Source organism: Paenibacillus sp. Y5S-9, from assembly GCF_036894235.1.
In the GTDB taxonomy this organism is placed as follows: Bacteria; Bacillota; Bacilli; order Paenibacillales; family Paenibacillaceae; genus Paenibacillus.
The window spans coordinates 5,266,251-5,285,953 of the sequence record NZ_CP145887.1 but is presented as its reverse complement, the minus strand read 5'-3'; the positions used below and the strand labels follow the sequence as shown (position 1 = coordinate 5,285,953).

Here is a 19,703-nt window from a genome sequence, read left to right as displayed (position 1 = left end):
GTAAGAGTGCAATTGGACTATACAAAAATGGTGAAATTGCGAAAATAATATTGGGACTAAAGATTTAGTTCTGTACTAAAGGAACTAGTTTTCCTTGCCGATAAAATATCGAAGGGGAGAAACTACATGACAGAGAAATTAATTCGTCTGCTGCGTATACTTCAGGCTATACAAGCAAATCCTGGAATTTCGGCCAAGGAATTGGCGCTGAAATGCGGTACGACTGTACGCACGATTTATCGTGATCTCCGGATTTTGGATAGGGTCGCCCCGATTATGAATGAAGGATACGGCAAAGGTTACCGATTTATTGGTGAGTTTGCGATGTATCCATTAGATTTTACTGAACAGGAAGCAATGGTTTTCTCCTTGCTCCCGTCCGTAGTTGATACCTCCAAGTTACCTGCTGAGTTTGATTCAGCTTTTGACAAGGTTATGTCGGCTCATACCAAATTAAAATCAAGAAACAGTGACATTGTAGAGAATATTGCGGGAATTATTCGGATGGGCACGCCAGCTTATCGTGAGGAAGGAAAAGACCCTAATCTGCTGATTCCCATCATTGAAGCTATTCTAAGCCAGCAAACCATTCGTACTCAATATCATACGCTGACAAGAAATGAGATCACAGTTCGCGATATCGATCCCTATTATCTCATTCCACGTGATCAACGTTTTTATTTGATTGGATACTGTCATTTGCTGCAAAAAGTTCGATTGTTTCGAATTAGCCGTTTTTTGGATGTGACACGAACAAATGCCGGTTTCGACATGGGTGATTTCAACATAACACAGTACATGAAGAACACCTGGTCTATTGACCGTGGCGACGAACATATCCATTTCAAGGTAAGATTCTCTGAGAAAGTGGCCCCCTACATAAAAGAAGAAGAAATGTTTGTTCGCCCGCGAATGACGAATATGTCGGATGGGGGATTGTTATTTGAAGTGACACTGAATAGCAGCAGAGAATTTTTGAAATGGTTGTATCAATTTGGGCCCGAGGCAGAGGTACTTGAACCTCGTGAGTTTCGTAGAGAGATACGCAGGCAACTTGTGGAGTGGTTGGAACATTATGAAACCGATGTACCATTGCTAAAATAAATTTTAATTATGGAGAAATACAGAAAAAGGAGCAGGTCATATGAGCACCAAATTATTCGCAGCTATGTATGGGATGGACCACTACCATGGAGTACAGGCTTTACATGTGGGGGATACCGTGTATCTCGTCAAAGATCCAGATAATCGTTTGGATCATCAAGCGATTAAGGTCGTTATTCCCCCGATTGGAGCCGTAGGTTATATCGTGAATGATCCGCTTGTCGTACCTCATGGATGTTGGACCGGGACGGCATTCTACGATGTATTTCATCAACTAACGTGTGCCAAAGTACGATTCATGATGAGAGATATGGTTATTATGGAGTTAATTGAGATGAGTCACATTCCTGTTCCGCAGATGGATTCTTTGATTAAGGGATGGCAATTTCGTGAAAAAGCTTGATCATCGTAACAGAAGAAAGGCTCATTTACGGATGAGCCTGGTATAGGTCGCTTCCAGATGCATGGCTGTTCTTGCCCAACTGAAATGTGCCCTTGCGCTGTCTCGGCCAGACTTTCCTAACATCTCGGCAAAAGTGGGATTGCTTGCAAGTTTGTACAGGTAAGAGGTGAAACGTTGGGGACGCTTATAAGCGGTGACAAGGTATCCATTGATACCTGATTCAATAATCTCACGAATACCTCCGTTATCCGAAGCAATGACGGGTAATCCTGAAGCCATCGCCTCAACATTTACCAGGCCAAAAGCTTCATGTTCTTGAGACGGACAGACCAGACAATCGACTGCCCGGTACAACTGATCGATATGCTCATGGTTTATCTGACCACGGAAGGAAACATGGACTTTTTGTTTTTGGGCAAGTTCGCGAAGTTTACGCATGTAATACGGAGGTCCTTTGCCTGCAACAACCAGTTGAACAGGCATCTGTTGCTGAAGGAGGGCAGTTGCACGAATTAATACATCTACACCTTTTCCAGGAATAAGCCTGCCGACATACAGAACGGAGAATGGTTTAGTTACTCCAAATTTTGTACGCAGATGAATCTGTTCTTCGCTGGATTCAACAGGCCTGAAGCGGCTTAAATCTGCACCTAATGGGACAACACTCATCCGGTGTTTTACCAACGGAAATCTGCGGCCTAACCTTTGTCTCAGGGATTGACTATTGACGGCAATCCAATCGGCTTTTTTCATTAATGTGAGTTTGGAAGGTCCGGGCTGGGCAAACGTTAACGAGTGAAGATAGAGTACAACAGGTGTGCGTGGAAAAGCTCGTTTGATGGTCGCCATACTGCGTGGCCTGTTATCCACTTGAATTACATCAAAGGGTTGTTTGGATAACAAACGTATGACTGCTTTGGTGTACATGACAGGACTCGACGCAGGGACACGTTGAATGGTGATCCCGTCGATCTGTTCTGTGGTGGCGAGGCCTTCCATTTGACGACTTATAATGGTCACCTGATGGCGATGGGCTAGTTCACGAGCGATGCCCAGGATACAGATTTCCACAGAACCATTACCAGGCAAAGGCAATTTCTCGGGTGCAACCATAGCTATTTTCATGATCAGGCTCCTCCTTGTCCGACATCTGTAACAATCTTCGTCATATATCTTATGAGAAGCTAAAGCATTTGGCTCCTGCGAAATGGTAGATGAACCACCCATATAAGCATGCAGGAATAATCTGTTGCATGGAATGAAGCGGAGATAGACAGCTTTTGTGATATACTGTACGGGAACAATTGAATTCGTTACATGTATAAAAGCAGGAGGAAAATAATGTTACATTCTACGCTGGGGCGCTTCCGGCTGATGTTGTGGTTGCAGGGCATTTCGTACGTGTTGCTACTGTTTGTTGCTTTTCCGTTGAGAGATGCAGGGATTATGCCGCAGGCTGTCACATGGTTTGGAAATCTGTACGGTTTTTTGTTTTTAATGTATTTGTTATTCATGGTGAGTATGTACACCTCACAGAAGTGGCGTCTGCGCCGTCCAATTGCTCTGTTCTTTGTTTCTTTCATTCCACTGGGGAATATGATCTACGATGTTGTCGTATTCCGTAAGCTGTATCGTCAACTAAATAAAGCTTGACTTTATTTAACGTTATGAAATATGATGAGTACAGGTTAAACAACCCGTTCCAACTAAAACTACATATTCCTGTTAAAGGGGAGTAGCTTTTACAGTAAAGTCGTCAATTCGGGATCATATCCCCGGCTTTATTGGCAGCAATTTTGTTGTTAGCGAGACCTTTACCAAGTTTTTATGCTCGGTAAAGGTCTCTTTTTGTGGATATAAAAGGACCTTACCAGTGATGGTAAAGGTCCTTTTTTTTGTACATCATAAGAATATTAAGGAGGAGTCAATTTTGGATGTTTCATTATTATTAGAATATGGGTGGGTGCTTGCTGTCTTAGTTGTCCTTGAAGGATTACTCGCAGCAGATAATGCATTGGTACTCGCAATCATGGTTAAACACTTGCCTGAAGATAAGCGCAAAAAAGCGTTGTTCTATGGTCTGATGGGTGCATTTGTTTTCCGTTTAGGTTCGTTGTTCCTGATCTCTTTCCTCGTCGATGTATGGCAAGTACAAGCGATCGGTGCCCTGTACCTCCTGTATATTTCGATTAACCATATCGTTAAAAAGATACTGGGTAGTCGCAATAAGACAGATGAAGCAGCTGATTCAACGCCTAAGAAACCGAAAAAACAATCCGGTTTCTGGATGACCGTTTTCAAGGTCGAAGTAGCGGATATCGCATTTGCAGTTGATTCCATTCTGGCTGCTGTTGCTTTGGCCGTGGCGTTGCCACCAAGTGGATTGCCTCCAATTGGCGGACTCGACGGTGGACAGTTTATCGTTATCTTCCTCGGTGGATTCATCGGGCTTGTGATCATGCGTTTTGCAGCCTCATACTTTGTGAAATTGCTTCATTCCCGTCCAGGACTTGAAGTTGCGGCATTTGTAATCGTAGGTTGGGTAGGGGTTAAGCTGGCAGTTATTACACTCGCACACCCTTCATTGGGTGTTCTGGATGAGCATTTCCCGGAAAATAAAATTTGGAAATTCGGATTCTATATTGTACTGATCACCATTGCGGTATGTGGTTGGTTCCTGTCTTCCAAAGTTCCTGAAAAAGAAGACGAAAATCCGGTTGAAGAGTTGGAAAAACAAGCAGGACTGTAATAATCATGTTACGCTAACAACATCATTATTATTTGGAAAACAGGAGATTGTCCTAGGACAATCTCCTGTTTTTGTTTACATATGTAATCTACACCATGGACCAATTTCCAAGAAAAGGGTTGACACATGAATTCTAGTCCCCTTAATATAAGACTAACATTAACGAAGGGAGGCCGAGAGACATGATGCTTGGTTATGATTTGATTCAAACAGGGCGCAACGTAGACACAATAGCATATCCGGCTCATCGTTTCATTGGCCTCATACGGTCGACATAGGGGATAGGCATATCGTTTAGCGGTTTTTATAATCGATATGCGTTCTTCGCTTATATTATAGCGATGGATGACAGACACACAGCATGTATGCTGTTCTGTTCTCCGTTATTGTCATTCAGTAGAAGTCATGGGCGATTAGCCTATGGCTTTTTTTAGTTTTATTTTACAGATGAATCAGCAAACCGAATTTGCTGAACGTACAGAAAGGAATAATACACTTTTATGAATACAAAATTTAATTTATTTACCAATCCAAATGAAATCGCAGGTGGTTACCGGCATGAAGTGAAATTGCCTGCAGGCGACCTAACCGTATATGCGGCGCAACAGCTCTTCTCCTCGCTCGATTACAAGGTATTCGAGATGGCAAACAATAATCTGCAGATTCCGGGAATTTCTTATATGAGTTACACGCCAGACGTACACGTCGGTGTAGGTACGTGCATTGGAACGACAGCCGTGTGGGATGCCCACAGCGGATACGTTTCTCCCTCCATCGTGGGTAGTGACATCGGCTGTGGCATGCGAGTGCATATGACGAATTTGCACAAGGACGAATTGAAAGACATCAAGCTTCGCCGTAAACTCGTCAAGGCCATTGAGAAAGTATTGCCGATGGAGGCGAACCAGCGAGGTCATTACTCGGATATCAGACTGGAGCATATCGTTCGTAAAGGACTGCATGGTTTACCCAAAAAGTATATTCCCGACAGCTATACACCAAAAAAATCAACCGCGATGACACATGTGGAAAGCAGTAAGTTCAGTTATGATGAGGATGTGTTAAACCATGTTCCTGATATGACGTGGCATCGTTCGCATCGTCAGCTCGGAACATTGGGTGGGGGGAATCATTTTGCCGAGATCCAGGCGATTGAGATCGCTGAAGAGAATCGTGAAATCGCCGAAGCTTGGGGATTGTATGATGGACAAGTCGTGGTCATGATTCATTCCGGCTCTCGTGCATGGGGTGGTTATGTAAGTCAGACGAGTTCGTCAGCGATTGCCAAAGTCATGCAGCGGCTTAACCTGGGTACATCCGATCCCAGACTGGTCTTTGCTCCACTGGAGCATGCGGAAGGTCGTCATTATGTGAACATGATGTATTCTGCATTGAATTACGCTGTTGTCAATCGGCACCTGATTGCGTATGCTATTCGCGAAGCATTCCGGGATGTGTTTGGCTCCAAATGTGAATTCCGTACGTTATACGATCTGATGCACAACTATGCCTGGGAGGAATCTCACGTAGACAAAGGTTCCGTTTTTGTGCATCGCAAAGGGGCGACACGTGCGTTGCCGGCAGGTCACCCGGACAATCCGAAGCCTTATCTGGCAACTGGACATCCGGCGCTTATTCCCGGTTCCATGGGAACTGCTTCATATATCATGGTAGGTCAGCCGCAGGGTGCTGATAATTATTATTCAATATGTCACGGTGCGGGTCGCATCCGTTCACGGACGGCAACGAAACGATTGATTAGCGTGGAAGATTTTGCCGCGGCACTAGGTGTGGGTACAGAAGATGAGATCGTGGTAAATCAACGCTCACTTGAAACCATTATTGATGAATCACCTCAGGCTTATAAAAATGTAGATGAAATTATAGACAGTGTTACCGGCGCAGGCCTGGCTCAAGTTGTAGCCAAATGCAAACCGCTTGTAGCGGTAAAGGGAGCGAAATAATGACAATAAACGAACAACAAACAGATCCAACTCAAGCGATCTATACCTATGACGAACAACATGATACTCGAATTCGAGTGGAAGGGTACGCTATCTATTCAAGGCTGATTCGTGGAATCAGTGAGGCGCTCCATCAGCGCTATGGAGTTGAGTACAAGCTTTATGCCAGTTCTGACCCGAACAATGAATATTGGGAGTTACTCCGGGAAGACCTGCAAAATGGCAGTGACGAAGTAGAATTGGTAGCCCGTATATTCGAGGATCTGGAGCTTCAGACGTTACATTACGACGATGATGGAGATGTACCCACTTATGGTGTGCATTACTCCATTCGCAATAACGTATTTGCCTATCCGAAATGGGGCGTTGCGCTTGTGCGTGTTCCGTTTTTCCGAGAGAACGGGATCTACAGTGAAGACTTTGTCTTTGCCGTCGGTGATGAGGAGATGAAGCAATTTCTGGGAAGTGTCCGGGAACGGGAACGTCAGCAAAATATGAAAAAAGTAACGGTCTACACCGATGCCCGGAATGGCAGCGATCGCCATGTGGAATCCATCACTCGCTCCGTGGGACGAGAGGATGTTGTTCTCTCGGCACGGATCAAGCAGGATATTTTCCGCTCGCTGGATCAGTTCTTCGAAGCAGATCGTTCTTTTTACAGAGATTATGATATCCCGTACAAACGGGGCATTCTATTGTATGGGCATCCGGGGAATGGTAAGACCACGTTGGTGAAATCCATTGCGGGAAGTATCCCGGGCCCGGCTGCGTATTGGCAGATTACGGAGTATACCAACAGTGAATCGGTGCGTGAAGTGTTCGAGGCTGCCAAGCGGTTGGCACCAATGGTACTGATCATTGAGGACATCGATTCGATGCCGGATGAAGTCCGTTCCTTTTTCCTGAATACATTGGATGGAGCTACGTCGAAGGAAGGAATTTTCTTGATCGGGACAACGAATTATCCGGAGAAAATAGATCCTGGCCTCATGAACCGTGCTGGACGGTTTGACCGGGCTTATGAAATTCCGTTGCCAGATGAAGCGCTGCGCTTGCAATACTTGCGCCAACGAGGCTTCACCATATTTGCGGGTGAAGAAGGCACAGTAGAAGCAGCTCGTCTGACCGACACGTTTTCTCTTGCACAGCTAGGTGAGTTGTATGTGAGCGCTGCGCTCGAATGGCATCAGAATGGACAGACAGACATTGTAAAAGTCATTCAGTCGATGCGTGGCGAGCTGGATAAGAGCCACAAACATACTTGGCTGGCGCAGCCAGGTAAGGGCCGTGCAGGCTTTTATTGATCAGATCTAACCCATCCATCCTATAATATGACGCAATTTTATAAATAATCCTACCTCAATTGGTGATACTAACCTTGTCTGCTCTAACATACAATGACTTTCGGGAGGTACATAACGCAGCCCTGAGCTGGTGAGATGCCGGAAAGTAACGCGATCTGTTCCATACCTGACTAAGGCTTGTTTTGCAGAGAGAGATGCATGGGGACAAAAGGTAATATGCAAAAATTTTTATGCCAATTGTTTAAATGCTTCTGTAGCGGTTAATAGTAGACAGACAACAACAAAAACTTTAATTAGAGGTGAATGATATGGGTTGGTTATGGTCATTAATTATCGGTGGTATCATTGGATGGTTGGCAGGTTTGATCGTTGGTCGTGACATTCCAGGTGGTGTTATTGGTAACATCATTGCTGGTTTCATCGGTGGATGGTTAGGTGGAGTAATCTTGGGCGATATGGGTCCTGAGATGGGCGGATTCCACATTGTACCTGCATTGATTGGTGCGATCGTTCTTGTAGCCATCGTAAGCTTGATCTTCCGTTCGATGGGACGTAGTCGCGGGTAACTTCATCAAGATAATTTCTTGAATTAGTTGTCAGCTAAATGCATTACCAATGAAGAGGTTGATTGAGAGCCATAACAATGGCTTTCAATCAACCTCTTGTTGTTTTAGAATATAAGGATACATGCGTAACTCTTAGCATCAGTATTGTATAGGTAGTTTAGATAAGAGGGGATGAACGGAATGGAAAAAGCTACATTCGCCGGCGGATGTTTCTGGTGTATGGTTACACCGTTTGAAGAACAACCGGGCATTCATGGCATTATATCGGGTTATGCTGGCGGCCACGTCGACAATCCAACATATGAGCAGGTCAAAACCGGGGAGACCGGTCATGTCGAAGTGGTTGAGATTACATTTGATCCAGATGTATTCCCTTATGAACGACTGCTGGAGCTGTACTGGCCACAGATTGATCCGACGGATGACGGAGGCCAGTTCCAGGATCGGGGAACACAGTATCGTACGGCAATCTTTGTGCATAATGAACGTCAACGTGAGCTTGCTGAACAGTCCAAACAGGAACTTGCAGCCAGCGGACGATTCAGTCAACCGATTGTTACGGAAATTCGCGATGCAGCTATATTCTATCCGGCTGAAGATTATCATCAGGATTACCACAAGAAAAACGAGAAACATTATAAGGAAGACCGTGCGTTATCCGGACGGGACGAATTTATAGACGAGAATTGGAAATAATGCATCAGATCACATGAAAATCCGGGAAAGTTCCAGTTGGAACTCGCCCGGCTCTTTTGCTGTATGGCGGCTGAAATCAGCCATAACGGTTATCTAATTGTTCGTTCCCACCAGTATTTCTACGTCAATGGTAATCTTCGACGCCCATCCGGGATATTTCCGACAGATGCCAGGAAAGTGGTGTCATATGAACGAGTGAATCCAGCATGTTTGCGGTGACGGGCAGCGTGTAGGTCAGCGGAATGCTGGCGATGAGATGATGATGTTTGCGAAATCTGTCCAGCGTAAGTTCCCGGCCGTCTGCTCGATCAGGTCGATTCAGGAATAGCATTTCTCTCAGTTCAATTAAATATCGTTCACGAGGGATGACTTTGATGATCCATCCCCCATCTTTCAGAATTCGTCCAAACTCTTCATAGTTGGAAGGAGAAAGTATATTCAGGATGATGTCCAGCTGACCTTCTGCAAACGGACTGCATGCCAGATCGCCGACAAACCAAATTTGCTGGTTGTAGGCAGAGGAAGCCATGGCAATGCCTTCTTTGGCAATGTCGATGCCCCAGCCAACGGCTGGAGTATTCTGCGTAATCTGCTGCAGAAATGTTCCCTCTCCTGTGCCTGCATCCAGAATATGCACGGGACAGCTGATGTCAACGGAATAACGTGCAATCCACCTGCGTAGTACTTCGGTCAAAGGAGCATAAATACCGGTTTCCGATAAGATATTCCTTTTGGCTGTAAATAAACGTTTGTCATAGTTGCCCTTGACAAAACGTGTCATGAAATTGATATAGCCTTGTCTTGCAAGATCAAAGCTATGCCTGGACACACATTGAATGCTCCCTGAGTTAATGGTTGCCATAGGGCTATGACAAATGGGACAGTTCAACATATGGATGTATGGATTAATAAGCGCAGCGCTACGTTCTCTGCGATGGACTGACATGGAAAAACACCCCATTCATTCAGATTTGGATAACTGAAGAAAAGGGCATAGCCATAAACCTCTGCACAAAATTCAAAAAAAGAGGTTTATGGCTATGCCCCAAGTTATCTGTATCGAATGAACTGAATAATCATAGGAAGGCTAAGCTCCTTTGGCCTATCAAGATTAGGGTGAAGCAAGAGAACGTTACCAGTATAACAGGATGAGAAGAAATGACAAGTAAGGTGAGCCAGGCGGATTTGAAATAAAAGAGCGCCCTGTCAACCGTTTAGGCGGTCATACAGAAGCGCTCTGTTCATTATTTTGCAGCAACCTTTAATGCATATTTGGACAATGTCTCATTGTTCATGGAATAGATGACATCATCCACATAAGTAGAGACACCTTCTAATGAAGGAACCGAGGCACTGGTCGTGTAGATATGCACGTCTTCCAGCGTCTGTGAATCAAGAATGTATCCTGTTTTGGCAAAATCAAGCTGATACTGACCATCCTGTGTCTGGTCGACATGCATCAACGCAGGCTGTGCGTCCTTGAATGTACGCTCAGTCACTTTGCCTTTCATCGTGTACAATTCCAGCTTCTGCCCTGTAAAGACTGTATAACCGTTGCCAGCCGTCTGAATGTAGGCATCACCAGCAATGGCACGTCCCCAAGCAAGCTTGCCATCGATGCCAAAGCCCATCAGTCGGTTACCGGTGTTCTCGAAATTCGCACGCATAATAATGGAACCATCGTCCAGAATGGCCAGCGATTCACCGCCGCCATCTCCGAGTGTATTTGCATTGGCAGGGAATTGGTAGAAGGACAGACGATTCAACGTACGATCATAGATTTCCACTTTGGGATTCGCAGCTTGCTGCCAGAAGTTGCCTACCTTGGTTTGTTTACTGGCATCCACTACAATTCGACCATGGTCAGCCTTAAGCACGTTGCCGTTGATGGTCTTTTCGGTAATCAGCTTGCCCTTTTTGTCATATAACGAGATGGCGGAGCGAATCGAACCATTTGATTGCACGCCCTGACTTGAAGCAACCATCAGCGTATCGTTATCCAATAGGGATATGCTTGCAGGTGAATTCACCGTTTTGACCCAGTTGGTTTTACCGGATGTATTGAAAGAGTACAATTTTTTGGTTTTGTCCGAATATTCCATATACACATAAGCTGTACCGTTGCTGGCATATACCGAATCGGAGTAGGTGGTATAAGGACCACTTTTCTCATGGAATATCGTATTCCACTTCAATTGTCCAGTTGTAGCATCGAATGCTTGGAGAGAGTCCAGTTGCCAGTCGAGTGTTGTTTTGCTGCTTGTTTTGGTCACGGGCTGGGAGGCATGTACATATACAAGATTTTTGGATGGCACGGCATGGATTCCCTTAATCAGAACATCTTTCTCTGTATTAGCTTCAGATAACATCAGGGAAGATGACGTCCAAGCCGGTTTGGGCATGGATTCGGTTGAAGCAGCGGCGTAACCTGTTGTATTCATGGTGAAGAGGAGCATGCCGCTGAGAATGAGGGCAGCCCATGTTTTGGACTTGTGTTTGGTCAATGTATGCAAGTGATAAACCACCTTTCTTCTTCGGTTCAAAATAGAACCGATTGTTGAATTTTACCATTAAAGTCAAGCTGAATTCAACCGAACACACTGTAACCTTTTATCATTGGTTTATCGAAATAACCATGTTTGGTGAAGTCTAGCGGTTACAGGGAATTCATCTTCTTTCGATGAAGGTGGAAGTCTGATATATTTAGTGCGGTGACAAGCCATATCTGCGTAAGACGTTGGATAGAACATAGGAAATGAACAAGGAGAACAGCTATGAACTGGAGTGAAAATGTGACCCTATGGGTCATTGGATGTATCATCATATTGTTGTTGCTGGCCTGGATTATTCGGCGGGTTATCGGGCGCGGGCAGCGGATCCGAAGTGAAGCCAATCCTCGTAAGATCACAATAAAGGACATCGACAAGATGGAGGATGGTTCGGAATTTGAATTATATCTCTATCATTTATTCGAAGAGCTCGGGTACGAGGAGGTGCATAAGACAACGAGCAGCCGGGATTTTGGGGCAGATCTGGTGTTTGTTGATAGACTCGGCAGACGAAGTGTGATACAAGCGAAGCGATATGGTGCGAATCATCCTGTAGGATTGAGTGCAGTGCAGGAGATATATACATCCATGCGTTATTATGAAGCCGACCGGTCAATTGTATTAACGTCCGCTCGTTACACCGAAGCCTGTCGGACGCTTGCAGCAGTCAATGGAGTGAAGTTGCTGGACCGAGAAGACCTGATGGAATTAATCCTGTTATTCAAAGCGAGAAGAGTGGAAGAAGCATTGGAACTGATCGAAGAAGATGATCATGAACCAATCGAGACGTGGCAGTCCCGGCGAAAGCGGCAATCTCGCTAGTTTCATTGTATTAATGTGCCACAACGTAGATTTTTCAAATATAATCAAAAAGTAATAATGTAGTCAGGATCAACGTTTAAACCGTGGATACTCCCTCAAAAAAAAAGGATGACTACGACAGATGCAGATTTTAAAACGATTATAACCAATCGCTAGTTAGATACAGGCGACTGGTTATTTTTCTGGATGGATATTTCGCTCCGGTTGTTCATCTGTTAGTTGTAACATTTCGAATATTTGATTCACCCCTCTCTGGTATCGACAATGTTCACCTCAAGGCCGTGACATTTAAAATTGTGGTTAGGATTTTTCCTAACCTCATCTTTTTGAAGTTCATACATAGCTAATTTATAATTTATTTCTTCCATATGTTTCAAACTTTCTTCAATTTTCTTTTGTAATTCAATTTTATGTTTCTTTAACATTTCCTCTCTTTCTAAATAGGTGGAGTTCCCCATCTCATAGGATTCCTTGTAGTCTTTAATTTTAGAAAGCGGCATTCCTGTTTCTTTGAGACAAAGAATAAAAGAAATCCAATCGATTTGTTGTTCGGTATAAACTCTATTCCCTTTTTCGTCGCGTGAAATATTCGGTAATATCCCTTGCTCTTCATAAAATCGAAGTGTCTTTGCAGTAATATTATAATTCTCCACTACATACTTCATTGAAAAAAACATCTGATCGCCTCCATAGTTACAGTTACTGTAACTGTTATTTTATCACATAGAATATTTTTTAAAAGAAAATCGTTTAAAGTTACGTGTCAATTCCTACTTTACTTCCCCTTAGGTTAACCTGATATTCTTGTGTAGAACTTGTGATTGGGATGGATGAGATAAGGTTATCTTCATCTGTTCCATGAATAAGCACTTAGAAATCAAAATATAAAGGAGAACGTAGAATGAGTAAATTTAATAAATTGTTTGACCCCTTTACATTCAATAAAGGGATTACCTTAAAGAATAGAGTGGTTATGTCTCCGATGACGACTTGGTCAAGTAATGATGATTACACGATTTCCGATGAGGAAGTTGCATATTATAAAAAAAGAGTGAATGGTGTAGGTTTAGTTATCACGGGCTGTACTCATGTCCTACCCAATGGTATTGGATTTACACATGAATTCGCCGCATATAATGATTCATTTATCCCTAGTCTAAAAAAATTGGCAGATGCTGCTAAGAGTGGAGGAGCTCCAGCAATTCTTCAATTGTTCCATGCTGGAGATAAAGCGATTGCTGAATTAGTTCCTAATGGTGACGTGGTAAGTCCGAGCGGTGTTGCTCTGACTGAAGCAGTATCCCCTAGAGAGCTTACTCATGAAGAAATTCTGGAAATTATTCATGCGTTCGGTGAAACTACAAGACGTGCAATTGAAGCTGGTTTTGATGGTGTTGAACTCCATGGAGCCCACGGTTTTTTACTTCAAAGCTTCTTATCTCCATTCTTCAACAAACGTCAAGATCAATGGGGGGGATCACTGGAAAAACGTCTGAGTTTTCCAATAGCTGTTATTCGAGAGGTGAAAAAAGCTATTGAGAGATATTCGACAAAACCATTTATTTTAGGTTACCGCATTTCCCCAGAGGAACATCAACAAGATGCCCTTAGAATGAAAGATACTTACGCACTGATTGATAAACTGATTGAAGAAAATGTTGATTATGTTCATGGTTCCTTGGTACAAGCCCTTACGTCAAAACCAAAATATAACCAAGATAACAAAAAAACGTATCTTGAGCTGATTGTTGAACATGCCAACAATCGAATTTTTGTAATTGCAGCGGGTGCCTTGGAAAGCCCAGAGGATGTCTCTGAAAGCATGGAGAGAGGACTCTCTTTGGCGGTAATTGGACGTGTATTAATCTCCGATCCAGAGTGGGTTGAAAAAGTTCAACAAGGAAGAGAATTGGAAATTCAAAACGTGATTAAATCATCTAACGTTAGAGATCTTGTGTTGCCAGCGAAACTATGGGGTGTCATACAAAATGCAGGTCCATGGTTTAAAGTTGAACAATAAAGAAGATGAAAGATCAAAAAAGGCCGCTAATAATAGCTGCCTTTTTTGATTTCAAGAACAGTTGTACTAATTTATCCGCTTCAACAAAAAAAGCTTCACCTTCACTTGCATAGCTGCACATGATATATTGAGTGTATATCAACCAAAGGAGTGTGTGATTCATTATGGCACGTACACAAACACAAAAAGCATTACGTAAAGCAGAGCGGTCAGGTCAATGGTGCTCGGAACAGAGCCGAAGAGTTAACGGAGATTATGGTGCGTTATCCCAGCATGTGCGGCTCATGCCTACGAAGCAGGAAAAATTGCAAAAGGTCAAACACAAGAAGCAGATCATCCAGGATGGTGGTGCTTCTTTTTATTTTGTCCATAAGGACCGGATTGCTGGATAAGTAAGACATTGAATTCTTTCTTTGGTTGGAAAGTAATGATGTGGACTGTTAAAATCAATCTTAATGAACTGAACTATGAATCCTTGTATATCTAATGAAGGGAAGAACCTATACATATGACAACAGCGCTGCACATGAATAAAAAAATCGTTCGGCGTTTTTTGCTGCAAACGCAAGCTTTACTGGGACGTTGGCCCGCAGTTTCCTTACCTTCGGGACCCAATCAAGTTTTGAGTTTGATTCGCTCCCTTGGTTGTGTGCAGATCGATCCTGTGGCTGCTGTAACCGGAAACCAGCATTTGGTGCTGGGTGCTCGTGATCCTGGTTACACTGCTGACAGCTTAAATACGCTGCTGAGTGATCACAAGGTGTTTGAATATTTTGCAAATGCTGCCTGTGTCATTCCAATCGAGGACTATGCTCTCTTGGAACCTGTGCGTGCCCGATTAAGGGAGCGTCTGGCTCCGTCCCTGCAAGGTCTGGAGAAAACAGTTCAGCATGTGTTACAACGTTTGAAGGAAGAAGGACCTTTACCTTCCAGAGCCTTCCGTGCTGTTGAACGGGTAAGTGGTTATTGGGACAGTGCAGATGTGCCAAAGACGAAGGATACCACACTTGCTCTGAATTTACTGTTAGACTCGGCTGTGATTCGTGTGGTGGCGAGGCAGGGGAATGAACGTTATTTTCATATTACCGAATCCGGATTGCAACAACAGGGACTTACGATAAAAGAAGACATGGATGTGTTGGCCCAGAGACAGGCTCTGCTGGATAAATATATTCATGCGTATCGTGTCGTAGATGCCCGTGATCCCCGTCTGGGTTGGCTAAAATCTACAGCGGCTGAACGACGCGCCGATATTGCTGACCGTGTGTCAGATGGGCGAATGATCCCGCTTAAGGTGGAGGACGTGGTCACGCCTTATTATATACGTGCTGAAGATGAGGATTTGCTGCTGCACATGGAGAGGGAAGAGCCACACTATGATCCATCAGGCCCGGTCCGTTTCCTGCCGCCACTGGACAACCTGTTATGGAGAAGAGAACGTATTGTCGATTTATTCGATTTTCATTATAAGTGGGAGATTTATACGCCAGAGGTGAAAAGAACCTACGGTTATTATGCCATGCCTATTCTTCACGGTGATCGGTTGATTGGACGTATGGACCCACGACTTGATCGCAAAACGGGAGTACTTACCGTTCGTTTGTTATCGATGGAAGAGGCTGCTCCACCTGTGGAGGAATGGATTACGGATTTTCGGGAGGGACTTCAATTCTTTGCATCCATGCATGGAGCGCGTTCCATTAATATCGAGAAGACGGTACCAAAAGAGCTGAAAAAGCAACTTAAATCGATTTGATTAGGGATATACGAAGGAGTGTATGGATAAGGAAATTGGAATCGTTAAGGGGGGGAGGAACTAAAAAGAACAAAAAAATGGAGGAGCCAGAAGGCCCCTCCTTCTTCATTTGATTTTAAAATTAGTTTTAACATGATATCCGCAGTTAGCTCTAACGAAAACCTAAGCTCACGTCCACGCAAAAACTTCTTTAGTTCACCAGATGAGGCATTTCAACGTTGGGATCAACATCTGCTTCATAATCCACACCATCGGTTTCAAAACCAAACAGCTGGAAGAATTCGCGACGGTAACCTTCCAGATCGGACAGATCGTAGATGTTTTCTGTGGTCAACTCGTTCCAGAGCTTCGCCACTTCTTCCTGAACGTCAGCTCTCATCTCCCAATCGTCAATACGAATGCGACCTTCTGCATCGGTTGGAACTTCTCCTCCCGCATACAGGCGATCAGCGAACAGACGTTGCAATTGCTCGATGCAGCCTTCGTGCAAGCCTTTTTCTTTCATGACTTTGTACAATGCTGAGATGTACAGCGGCACTACTGGAATCGCGGAGCTGGATTGAGTCACCAACGCTTTGGCTACAGTTACGTACGCACGTCCACCTTTGGCACTCAGACGATCATTCAGCTTATGTGCTGTCGCTTCCAGATGATTCTTGGCCTGACCGATGGAACCATCACGATAAATGGCATGAGTAAGTTCAGGACCGATGTAAGAGAAAGCGATGGTTGTTGCATCGTCAGCAAGCACGCCGCCTTGTTGCAGGGCATCCATCCACAGTTCCCAATCGTCTCCACCCATAACAGTTACCGTCTGACGAATTTCCTCTTCGTTTGCCGGTTCAAGGGTAACGGAGCTGATTTCGCCTGTGTGGAAGTTTACCGTTTTGTTTGTGTAGGATTGTCCGATGGGCTTCAGTACAGAGTTGAATACTTCACCCGTGTTCGGATCAGTACGGCGTGCCGAGGCTACGCTGTACACGACCAGATCTACTTGACCGAGTTCACTGCGAATCAGTTCAACGGCTTTGTCTCGTGTTTCGTTTGCGAATGCATCACCTGTGATGCTGTACGATTTGAGGCCTGCTTCTTCAGCGGCTTTTTCAAATGCAGCGGAGTTGTACCAACCTGCTGACGCTGTACGTTTCTCTGTGGAACTGCTTGGACGATAAATGCCGACCGTATTCGCTCCCGCCCCAAAAGCAGAGACAACACGTGACGCCAGTCCGTATCCAGTGGAAGCACCGATGACGAGCACATTACGGGGTCCTTTCAGCTCAGGCTGGGATTTCACATAATCAATCTGTTCCTGCACTTGCGCAGCGCAACCTACAGGATGGGAAGTGGTACAAATAAAACCACGTGTTCTTGGTTTAATAATCATTTATTTGCATCCTTTCATATTCAGCTCATGTTTCAGCATTTCGATAAAATGCGCTTACACATACTTTCTTATTGTAAAACAATTACCTCGGAAACGGAAACCGTTTCGTTTGATTTCGCCGGAAGGGTGGCGTTATATCTCTAATTTTGCGATGATGTGAATAGAATGTACTCGCTTGTTAGGATAGAAAGGACAGGATACCATGCTGAAGGAACGCATTGAACTGTTAAGCAAAAGAAAACAAATCTCCCGTAAAGACCTTGTGGAAGGTCTGGTCACGCAGGCCCACTTTGCCAATATCCTGGCTGATCGTTATCCTCTACCTGAGGACTTGGCAGAAGCCATCGCCGGGCGTCTTGGGGTATCCCCTTCCTATATTCTAAAAGCTGCGGCTCAGGACGAGGAAACACTCGAACGGGCCGAGGCCATCTTCGAACAAATGTCTGTTCCAGCGTCGGCGATATCCGAAGATGCGGTGCATGCATTGGCAGATCGGGATGACACACTGACCGTCGAGCTGACAACGGCCTTGATGAAGGCGGTCTATTATCAACAATTAAACGATGCAACGGCTCATGAGTATATACATACGTCCTACCTTAATTTTTACCTGGAGAAGTACGGTCGTCCGGATGATATTGATCTGCCGCGTCCGTTAGCCAAAGCACTTTTGTTCTATAAAATACAATATTATCGCTCCAAAATGGCCTTTGTGGATGTATTAACTCATGCAACCAGGCTCAGTGAGCTGGCGCTTCCTGGCAGTGAATTCTGGCTGTCTGTGCAAAATATCAAGATGGAAGCCTACATTCAGGTCAAACAGTATGAAGAGGCAAAACAGGTATTTGAGCTTACGATGCGTCATGTCTATGATCAGCGGATGTTCCACCGGTTGTCCGGGTTATATGTGGCATATAGTGGCTATTGTTTCGCAATGGGGCTGGTTCAGGAGGCACTCTCGGCATTAACCATGGCGGAGGCAAACCTCGTGTATGCCGGCAACCAGGGAGATCTGGTGACGGCGATTGCGAACAATCGGATTGTCATGCTGACAATGACAGGTGAACTGGATCAGGCACAGGCTGAGATTGAACGATTTGAATCGCTATTGCAGCAGGAAACGGAAGAAACACAGCTCGCGATGCGACCGCTCGTCAGTGTATATCGGTGCGAAGTGGCTCTGGCGCGGAAGAACTGGGGCGTGCTGGCGCAAAGTGTAGATCAACTCTTGAAATGTGCAACCACACAGGACCAGCAGATGAGCGCAACCTTCTACCAGAGCCATCTCGCTCTTGCGCATGGAGATCGCGAAGTTTTCATGGAGCGGGCGCTGGCCTGTCTGCCTTATTTTGAATCCGCGCAGCATGTCATGCGGCTTGAACCGTTATATGAAGGGTTGGCCGTAGTATCCGAGGATCAGCGGAAATACAAGGAAGCAGCGATGTATTATCGGAAGCTGGTATATCTGTTACGCAAAAAATAGAGACAGGATTAATAAAAGTAATTCTAGCAATAAAGGGTGTTAATCAGGAAGAGTACATTGGTATGTACCACCTATGTTCGCCAATACCATCGCATCTACAGTAACAGGAATAAAACCCAAAAATGTTGAATAGCGCTACTGACATACCGTTGTCAGTAGCGTTATTTTATCATCAATGAAGTAAACATAAAGGGATGGAAGGCCGATTCTGGCCCAAAAAATGATAGGGTACTTTATCATTAACAGGAAGGATGTTATTTTATGTTTTTTGCTTCTGTACGCATTATTACCGACGACGTGGATCGTCTTGTCGAGTTTTATGAGAAAGTCATGGGTGTTTCGGCGGTACGCCCCGCGCCTGTCTTTGCCGAACTTGTTCTGCCATCGTGCACCCTGGCGATTGGCCACTCCCAGACGGTACCACTATTTGGCGTTGGTTCTGCAGTGGCGGCCGACAATCACACTGTCATCCTCGAGTTCCGCGTCCACGATGTCGATGCCGAATACGAGCGTTTGCAGCCGTTTGTGGACGAGTGGGTAAAGGAACCGACCACGATGCCGTGGGGGAATCGTGCTGTGCTGTTCCGTGATCCTGATGGCAATCTCATTAACCTCTTCCAGCCAGTGACCGAGGAAGCGATCAAACGTTTCAGCGGTAGGGGCTGATTCTAGGGGAACAGCTCACTCAGTGAAAAGGTTGAAAAAGTGTGTGTTTTGGAAAACTTATGGGTTAAATCCCGCTGTTTTGGCATGATTTTGTGCATTGCCAACGCACTTGGCACAAAATATGGCCGTCAATGGTGAAATGAAGATCGGATTAGCAGATCTTTTTTTGCGGAATTAGCATACTTCCTTACCAAAGAAACGATTATCCGGTAATTCTATTGCCGGATTTTTCGTTTT

19 protein-coding genes are annotated in these 19,703 nt (G+C 44.7%); 14 read left to right on the top strand and 5 right to left on the bottom strand.

What is annotated here, in order from left to right; translation table 11 throughout:
- The first annotated feature begins 126 nt into the window (after window positions 1-126).
- Together V6669_RS23290 and V6669_RS23285 are read left to right on the top strand one after the other, a co-directional pair.
- A complete protein-coding gene (locus tag V6669_RS23290; protein WP_338588287.1) occupies window positions 127-1,104 on the top strand; it encodes a WYL domain-containing protein in 978 nt (325 codons plus the stop codon).
- Between the two features lie 40 nt (window positions 1,105-1,144).
- The gene (locus tag V6669_RS23285) at window positions 1,145-1,507 is read left to right on the top strand and encodes an HIRAN domain-containing protein (protein ID WP_237176987.1); all 363 of its coding nucleotides are present in this window, start codon (window positions 1,145-1,147) and stop codon (window positions 1,505-1,507) included.
- Between the two features lie 21 nt (window positions 1,508-1,528).
- On the opposite strand, the gene V6669_RS23280 is transcribed toward V6669_RS23285, so the two are convergent.
- On the bottom strand, window positions 1,529-2,632 hold the full coding sequence (locus tag V6669_RS23280; RefSeq protein WP_338588286.1) for a glycosyltransferase family 4 protein: 1,104 nt from the start codon (window positions 2,630-2,632) through the stop codon (window positions 1,529-1,531).
- Between the two features lie 216 nt (window positions 2,633-2,848).
- On the opposite strand from V6669_RS23280, the gene V6669_RS23275 reads away from it, so the two are divergent.
- The 6 genes from V6669_RS23275 (at window position 2,849) to msrA (ending at window position 8,786) form a co-directional block, all read left to right on the top strand.
- Window positions 2,849-3,160 carry a DUF3817 domain-containing protein gene (locus V6669_RS23275; RefSeq protein ID WP_237176989.1) on the top strand — a complete coding sequence of 104 codons (312 nt, stop codon included), beginning with the start codon at window positions 2,849-2,851 and terminating at the stop codon, window positions 3,158-3,160.
- A gap of 277 nt (window positions 3,161-3,437) precedes the next feature.
- Window positions 3,438-4,256, top strand: coding sequence for a TerC family protein (locus V6669_RS23270; RefSeq protein WP_036617064.1), 819 nt, complete (start codon window positions 3,438-3,440; stop codon window positions 4,254-4,256).
- A 500-nt stretch (window positions 4,257-4,756) separates the two neighbouring features.
- Window positions 4,757-6,220 (top strand): RtcB family protein, encoded by a 1,464-nt coding sequence (locus V6669_RS23265; RefSeq protein WP_338588285.1) that lies wholly within the window; start codon window positions 4,757-4,759, stop codon window positions 6,218-6,220.
- Entirely contained in the window at window positions 6,220-7,524 is a 1,305-nt protein-coding gene (locus V6669_RS23260) for an AAA family ATPase (protein WP_338588284.1), read from the top strand. Before V6669_RS23265 ends, V6669_RS23260 begins: the two co-directional genes overlap by 1 nt.
- A gap of 308 nt (window positions 7,525-7,832) precedes the next feature.
- Window positions 7,833-8,090 (top strand): GlsB/YeaQ/YmgE family stress response membrane protein, encoded by a 258-nt coding sequence (locus V6669_RS23255; RefSeq protein WP_062835823.1) that lies wholly within the window; start codon window positions 7,833-7,835, stop codon window positions 8,088-8,090.
- A 180-nt stretch (window positions 8,091-8,270) separates the two neighbouring features.
- Window positions 8,271-8,786 (top strand): peptide-methionine (S)-S-oxide reductase MsrA, encoded by a 516-nt coding sequence (gene msrA, locus V6669_RS23250; protein ID WP_338588283.1) that lies wholly within the window; start codon window positions 8,271-8,273, stop codon window positions 8,784-8,786.
- 124 nt (window positions 8,787-8,910) lie between these two features.
- Here the strand turns inward: msrA and V6669_RS23245 are convergent, their stop codons facing one another.
- Entirely contained in the window at window positions 8,911-9,678 is a 768-nt protein-coding gene (locus V6669_RS23245) for a putative RNA methyltransferase (RefSeq protein WP_338595024.1), read from the bottom strand.
- Between the two features lie 352 nt (window positions 9,679-10,030).
- Window positions 10,031-11,299, bottom strand: a complete 1,269-nt coding sequence (locus V6669_RS23240) for a hypothetical protein (protein WP_338588282.1) — start codon at window positions 11,297-11,299, stop codon at window positions 10,031-10,033.
- A gap of 261 nt (window positions 11,300-11,560) precedes the next feature.
- On the opposite strand from V6669_RS23240, the gene V6669_RS23235 reads away from it, so the two are divergent.
- Window positions 11,561-12,157 carry a restriction endonuclease gene (locus V6669_RS23235; protein ID WP_338588281.1) on the top strand — a complete coding sequence of 199 codons (597 nt, stop codon included), beginning with the start codon at window positions 11,561-11,563 and terminating at the stop codon, window positions 12,155-12,157.
- 242 nt (window positions 12,158-12,399) lie between these two features.
- On the opposite strand, the gene V6669_RS23230 is transcribed toward V6669_RS23235, so the two are convergent.
- Window positions 12,400-12,834, bottom strand: coding sequence for a MerR family transcriptional regulator (locus V6669_RS23230; RefSeq protein WP_338588280.1), 435 nt, complete (start codon window positions 12,832-12,834; stop codon window positions 12,400-12,402).
- A gap of 224 nt (window positions 12,835-13,058) precedes the next feature.
- Here V6669_RS23230 and V6669_RS23225 point away from each other — a divergent pair, with 224 nt between their 5' ends.
- The 3 genes from V6669_RS23225 (at window position 13,059) to V6669_RS23215 (ending at window position 15,933) form a co-directional block, all read left to right on the top strand.
- Window positions 13,059-14,177, top strand: coding sequence for an NADH-dependent flavin oxidoreductase (locus tag V6669_RS23225; RefSeq protein ID WP_338588279.1), 1,119 nt, complete (start codon window positions 13,059-13,061; stop codon window positions 14,175-14,177).
- 164 nt (window positions 14,178-14,341) lie between these two features.
- Entirely contained in the window at window positions 14,342-14,569 is a 228-nt protein-coding gene (locus tag V6669_RS23220; protein WP_315938477.1) for a hypothetical protein, read from the top strand.
- Between the two features lie 116 nt (window positions 14,570-14,685).
- Window positions 14,686-15,933 (top strand): crosslink repair DNA glycosylase YcaQ family protein, encoded by a 1,248-nt coding sequence (locus V6669_RS23215; RefSeq protein ID WP_338588278.1) that lies wholly within the window; start codon window positions 14,686-14,688, stop codon window positions 15,931-15,933.
- A gap of 190 nt (window positions 15,934-16,123) precedes the next feature.
- Here V6669_RS23215 and fabV read toward each other — a convergent pair whose 3' ends face one another.
- A complete protein-coding gene (gene fabV / locus V6669_RS23210; protein WP_338588277.1) occupies window positions 16,124-17,317 on the bottom strand; it encodes an enoyl-ACP reductase FabV in 1,194 nt (397 codons plus the stop codon).
- Between the two features lie 202 nt (window positions 17,318-17,519).
- Between fabV and V6669_RS23205 the strand changes: the two genes are divergently transcribed.
- Window positions 17,520-18,800, top strand: coding sequence for an XRE family transcriptional regulator (locus tag V6669_RS23205; protein WP_338588276.1), 1,281 nt, complete (start codon window positions 17,520-17,522; stop codon window positions 18,798-18,800).
- Window positions 18,801-19,061: 261 nt separating this feature from the next.
- Entirely contained in the window at window positions 19,062-19,466 is a 405-nt protein-coding gene (locus V6669_RS23200; protein WP_145150094.1) for a VOC family protein, read from the top strand.
- Window positions 19,467-19,703 lie beyond the last annotated feature (237 nt).

Bases quoted from the DNA above. Each gene is read 5' to 3' on its own strand.
- V6669_RS23290 (WP_338588287.1), top strand. From the start codon at position 127: ATGACAGAGAAATTAATTCGTCTGCTGCGTATACTTCAGGCTATACAA.
- V6669_RS23285 (WP_237176987.1), top strand. From the start codon at position 1,145: ATGAGCACCAAATTATTCGCAGCTATGTATGGGATGGACCACTACCAT.
- V6669_RS23280 (WP_338588286.1), bottom strand. From the start codon at position 2,632: ATGAAAATAGCTATGGTTGCACCCGAGAAATTGCCTTTGCCTGGTAAT.
- V6669_RS23275 (WP_237176989.1), top strand. From the start codon at position 2,849: ATGTTACATTCTACGCTGGGGCGCTTCCGGCTGATGTTGTGGTTGCAG.
- V6669_RS23265 (WP_338588285.1), top strand. From the start codon at position 4,757: ATGAATACAAAATTTAATTTATTTACCAATCCAAATGAAATCGCAGGT.
- V6669_RS23260 (WP_338588284.1), top strand. From the start codon at position 6,220: ATGACAATAAACGAACAACAAACAGATCCAACTCAAGCGATCTATACC.
- V6669_RS23255 (WP_062835823.1), top strand. From the start codon at position 7,833: ATGGGTTGGTTATGGTCATTAATTATCGGTGGTATCATTGGATGGTTG.
- msrA (WP_338588283.1), top strand. From the start codon at position 8,271: ATGGAAAAAGCTACATTCGCCGGCGGATGTTTCTGGTGTATGGTTACA.
- V6669_RS23245 (WP_338595024.1), bottom strand. From the start codon at position 9,678: ATGTTGAACTGTCCCATTTGTCATAGCCCTATGGCAACCATTAACTCA.
- V6669_RS23235 (WP_338588281.1), top strand. From the start codon at position 11,561: ATGAACTGGAGTGAAAATGTGACCCTATGGGTCATTGGATGTATCATC.
- V6669_RS23230 (WP_338588280.1), bottom strand. From the start codon at position 12,834: ATGTTTTTTTCAATGAAGTATGTAGTGGAGAATTATAATATTACTGCA.
- V6669_RS23225 (WP_338588279.1), top strand. From the start codon at position 13,059: ATGAGTAAATTTAATAAATTGTTTGACCCCTTTACATTCAATAAAGGG.
- V6669_RS23220 (WP_315938477.1), top strand. From the start codon at position 14,342: ATGGCACGTACACAAACACAAAAAGCATTACGTAAAGCAGAGCGGTCA.
- V6669_RS23215 (WP_338588278.1), top strand. From the start codon at position 14,686: ATGACAACAGCGCTGCACATGAATAAAAAAATCGTTCGGCGTTTTTTG.
- fabV (WP_338588277.1), bottom strand. From the start codon at position 17,317: ATGATTATTAAACCAAGAACACGTGGTTTTATTTGTACCACTTCCCAT.
- V6669_RS23205 (WP_338588276.1), top strand. From the start codon at position 17,520: ATGCTGAAGGAACGCATTGAACTGTTAAGCAAAAGAAAACAAATCTCC.
- V6669_RS23200 (WP_145150094.1), top strand. From the start codon at position 19,062: ATGTTTTTTGCTTCTGTACGCATTATTACCGACGACGTGGATCGTCTT.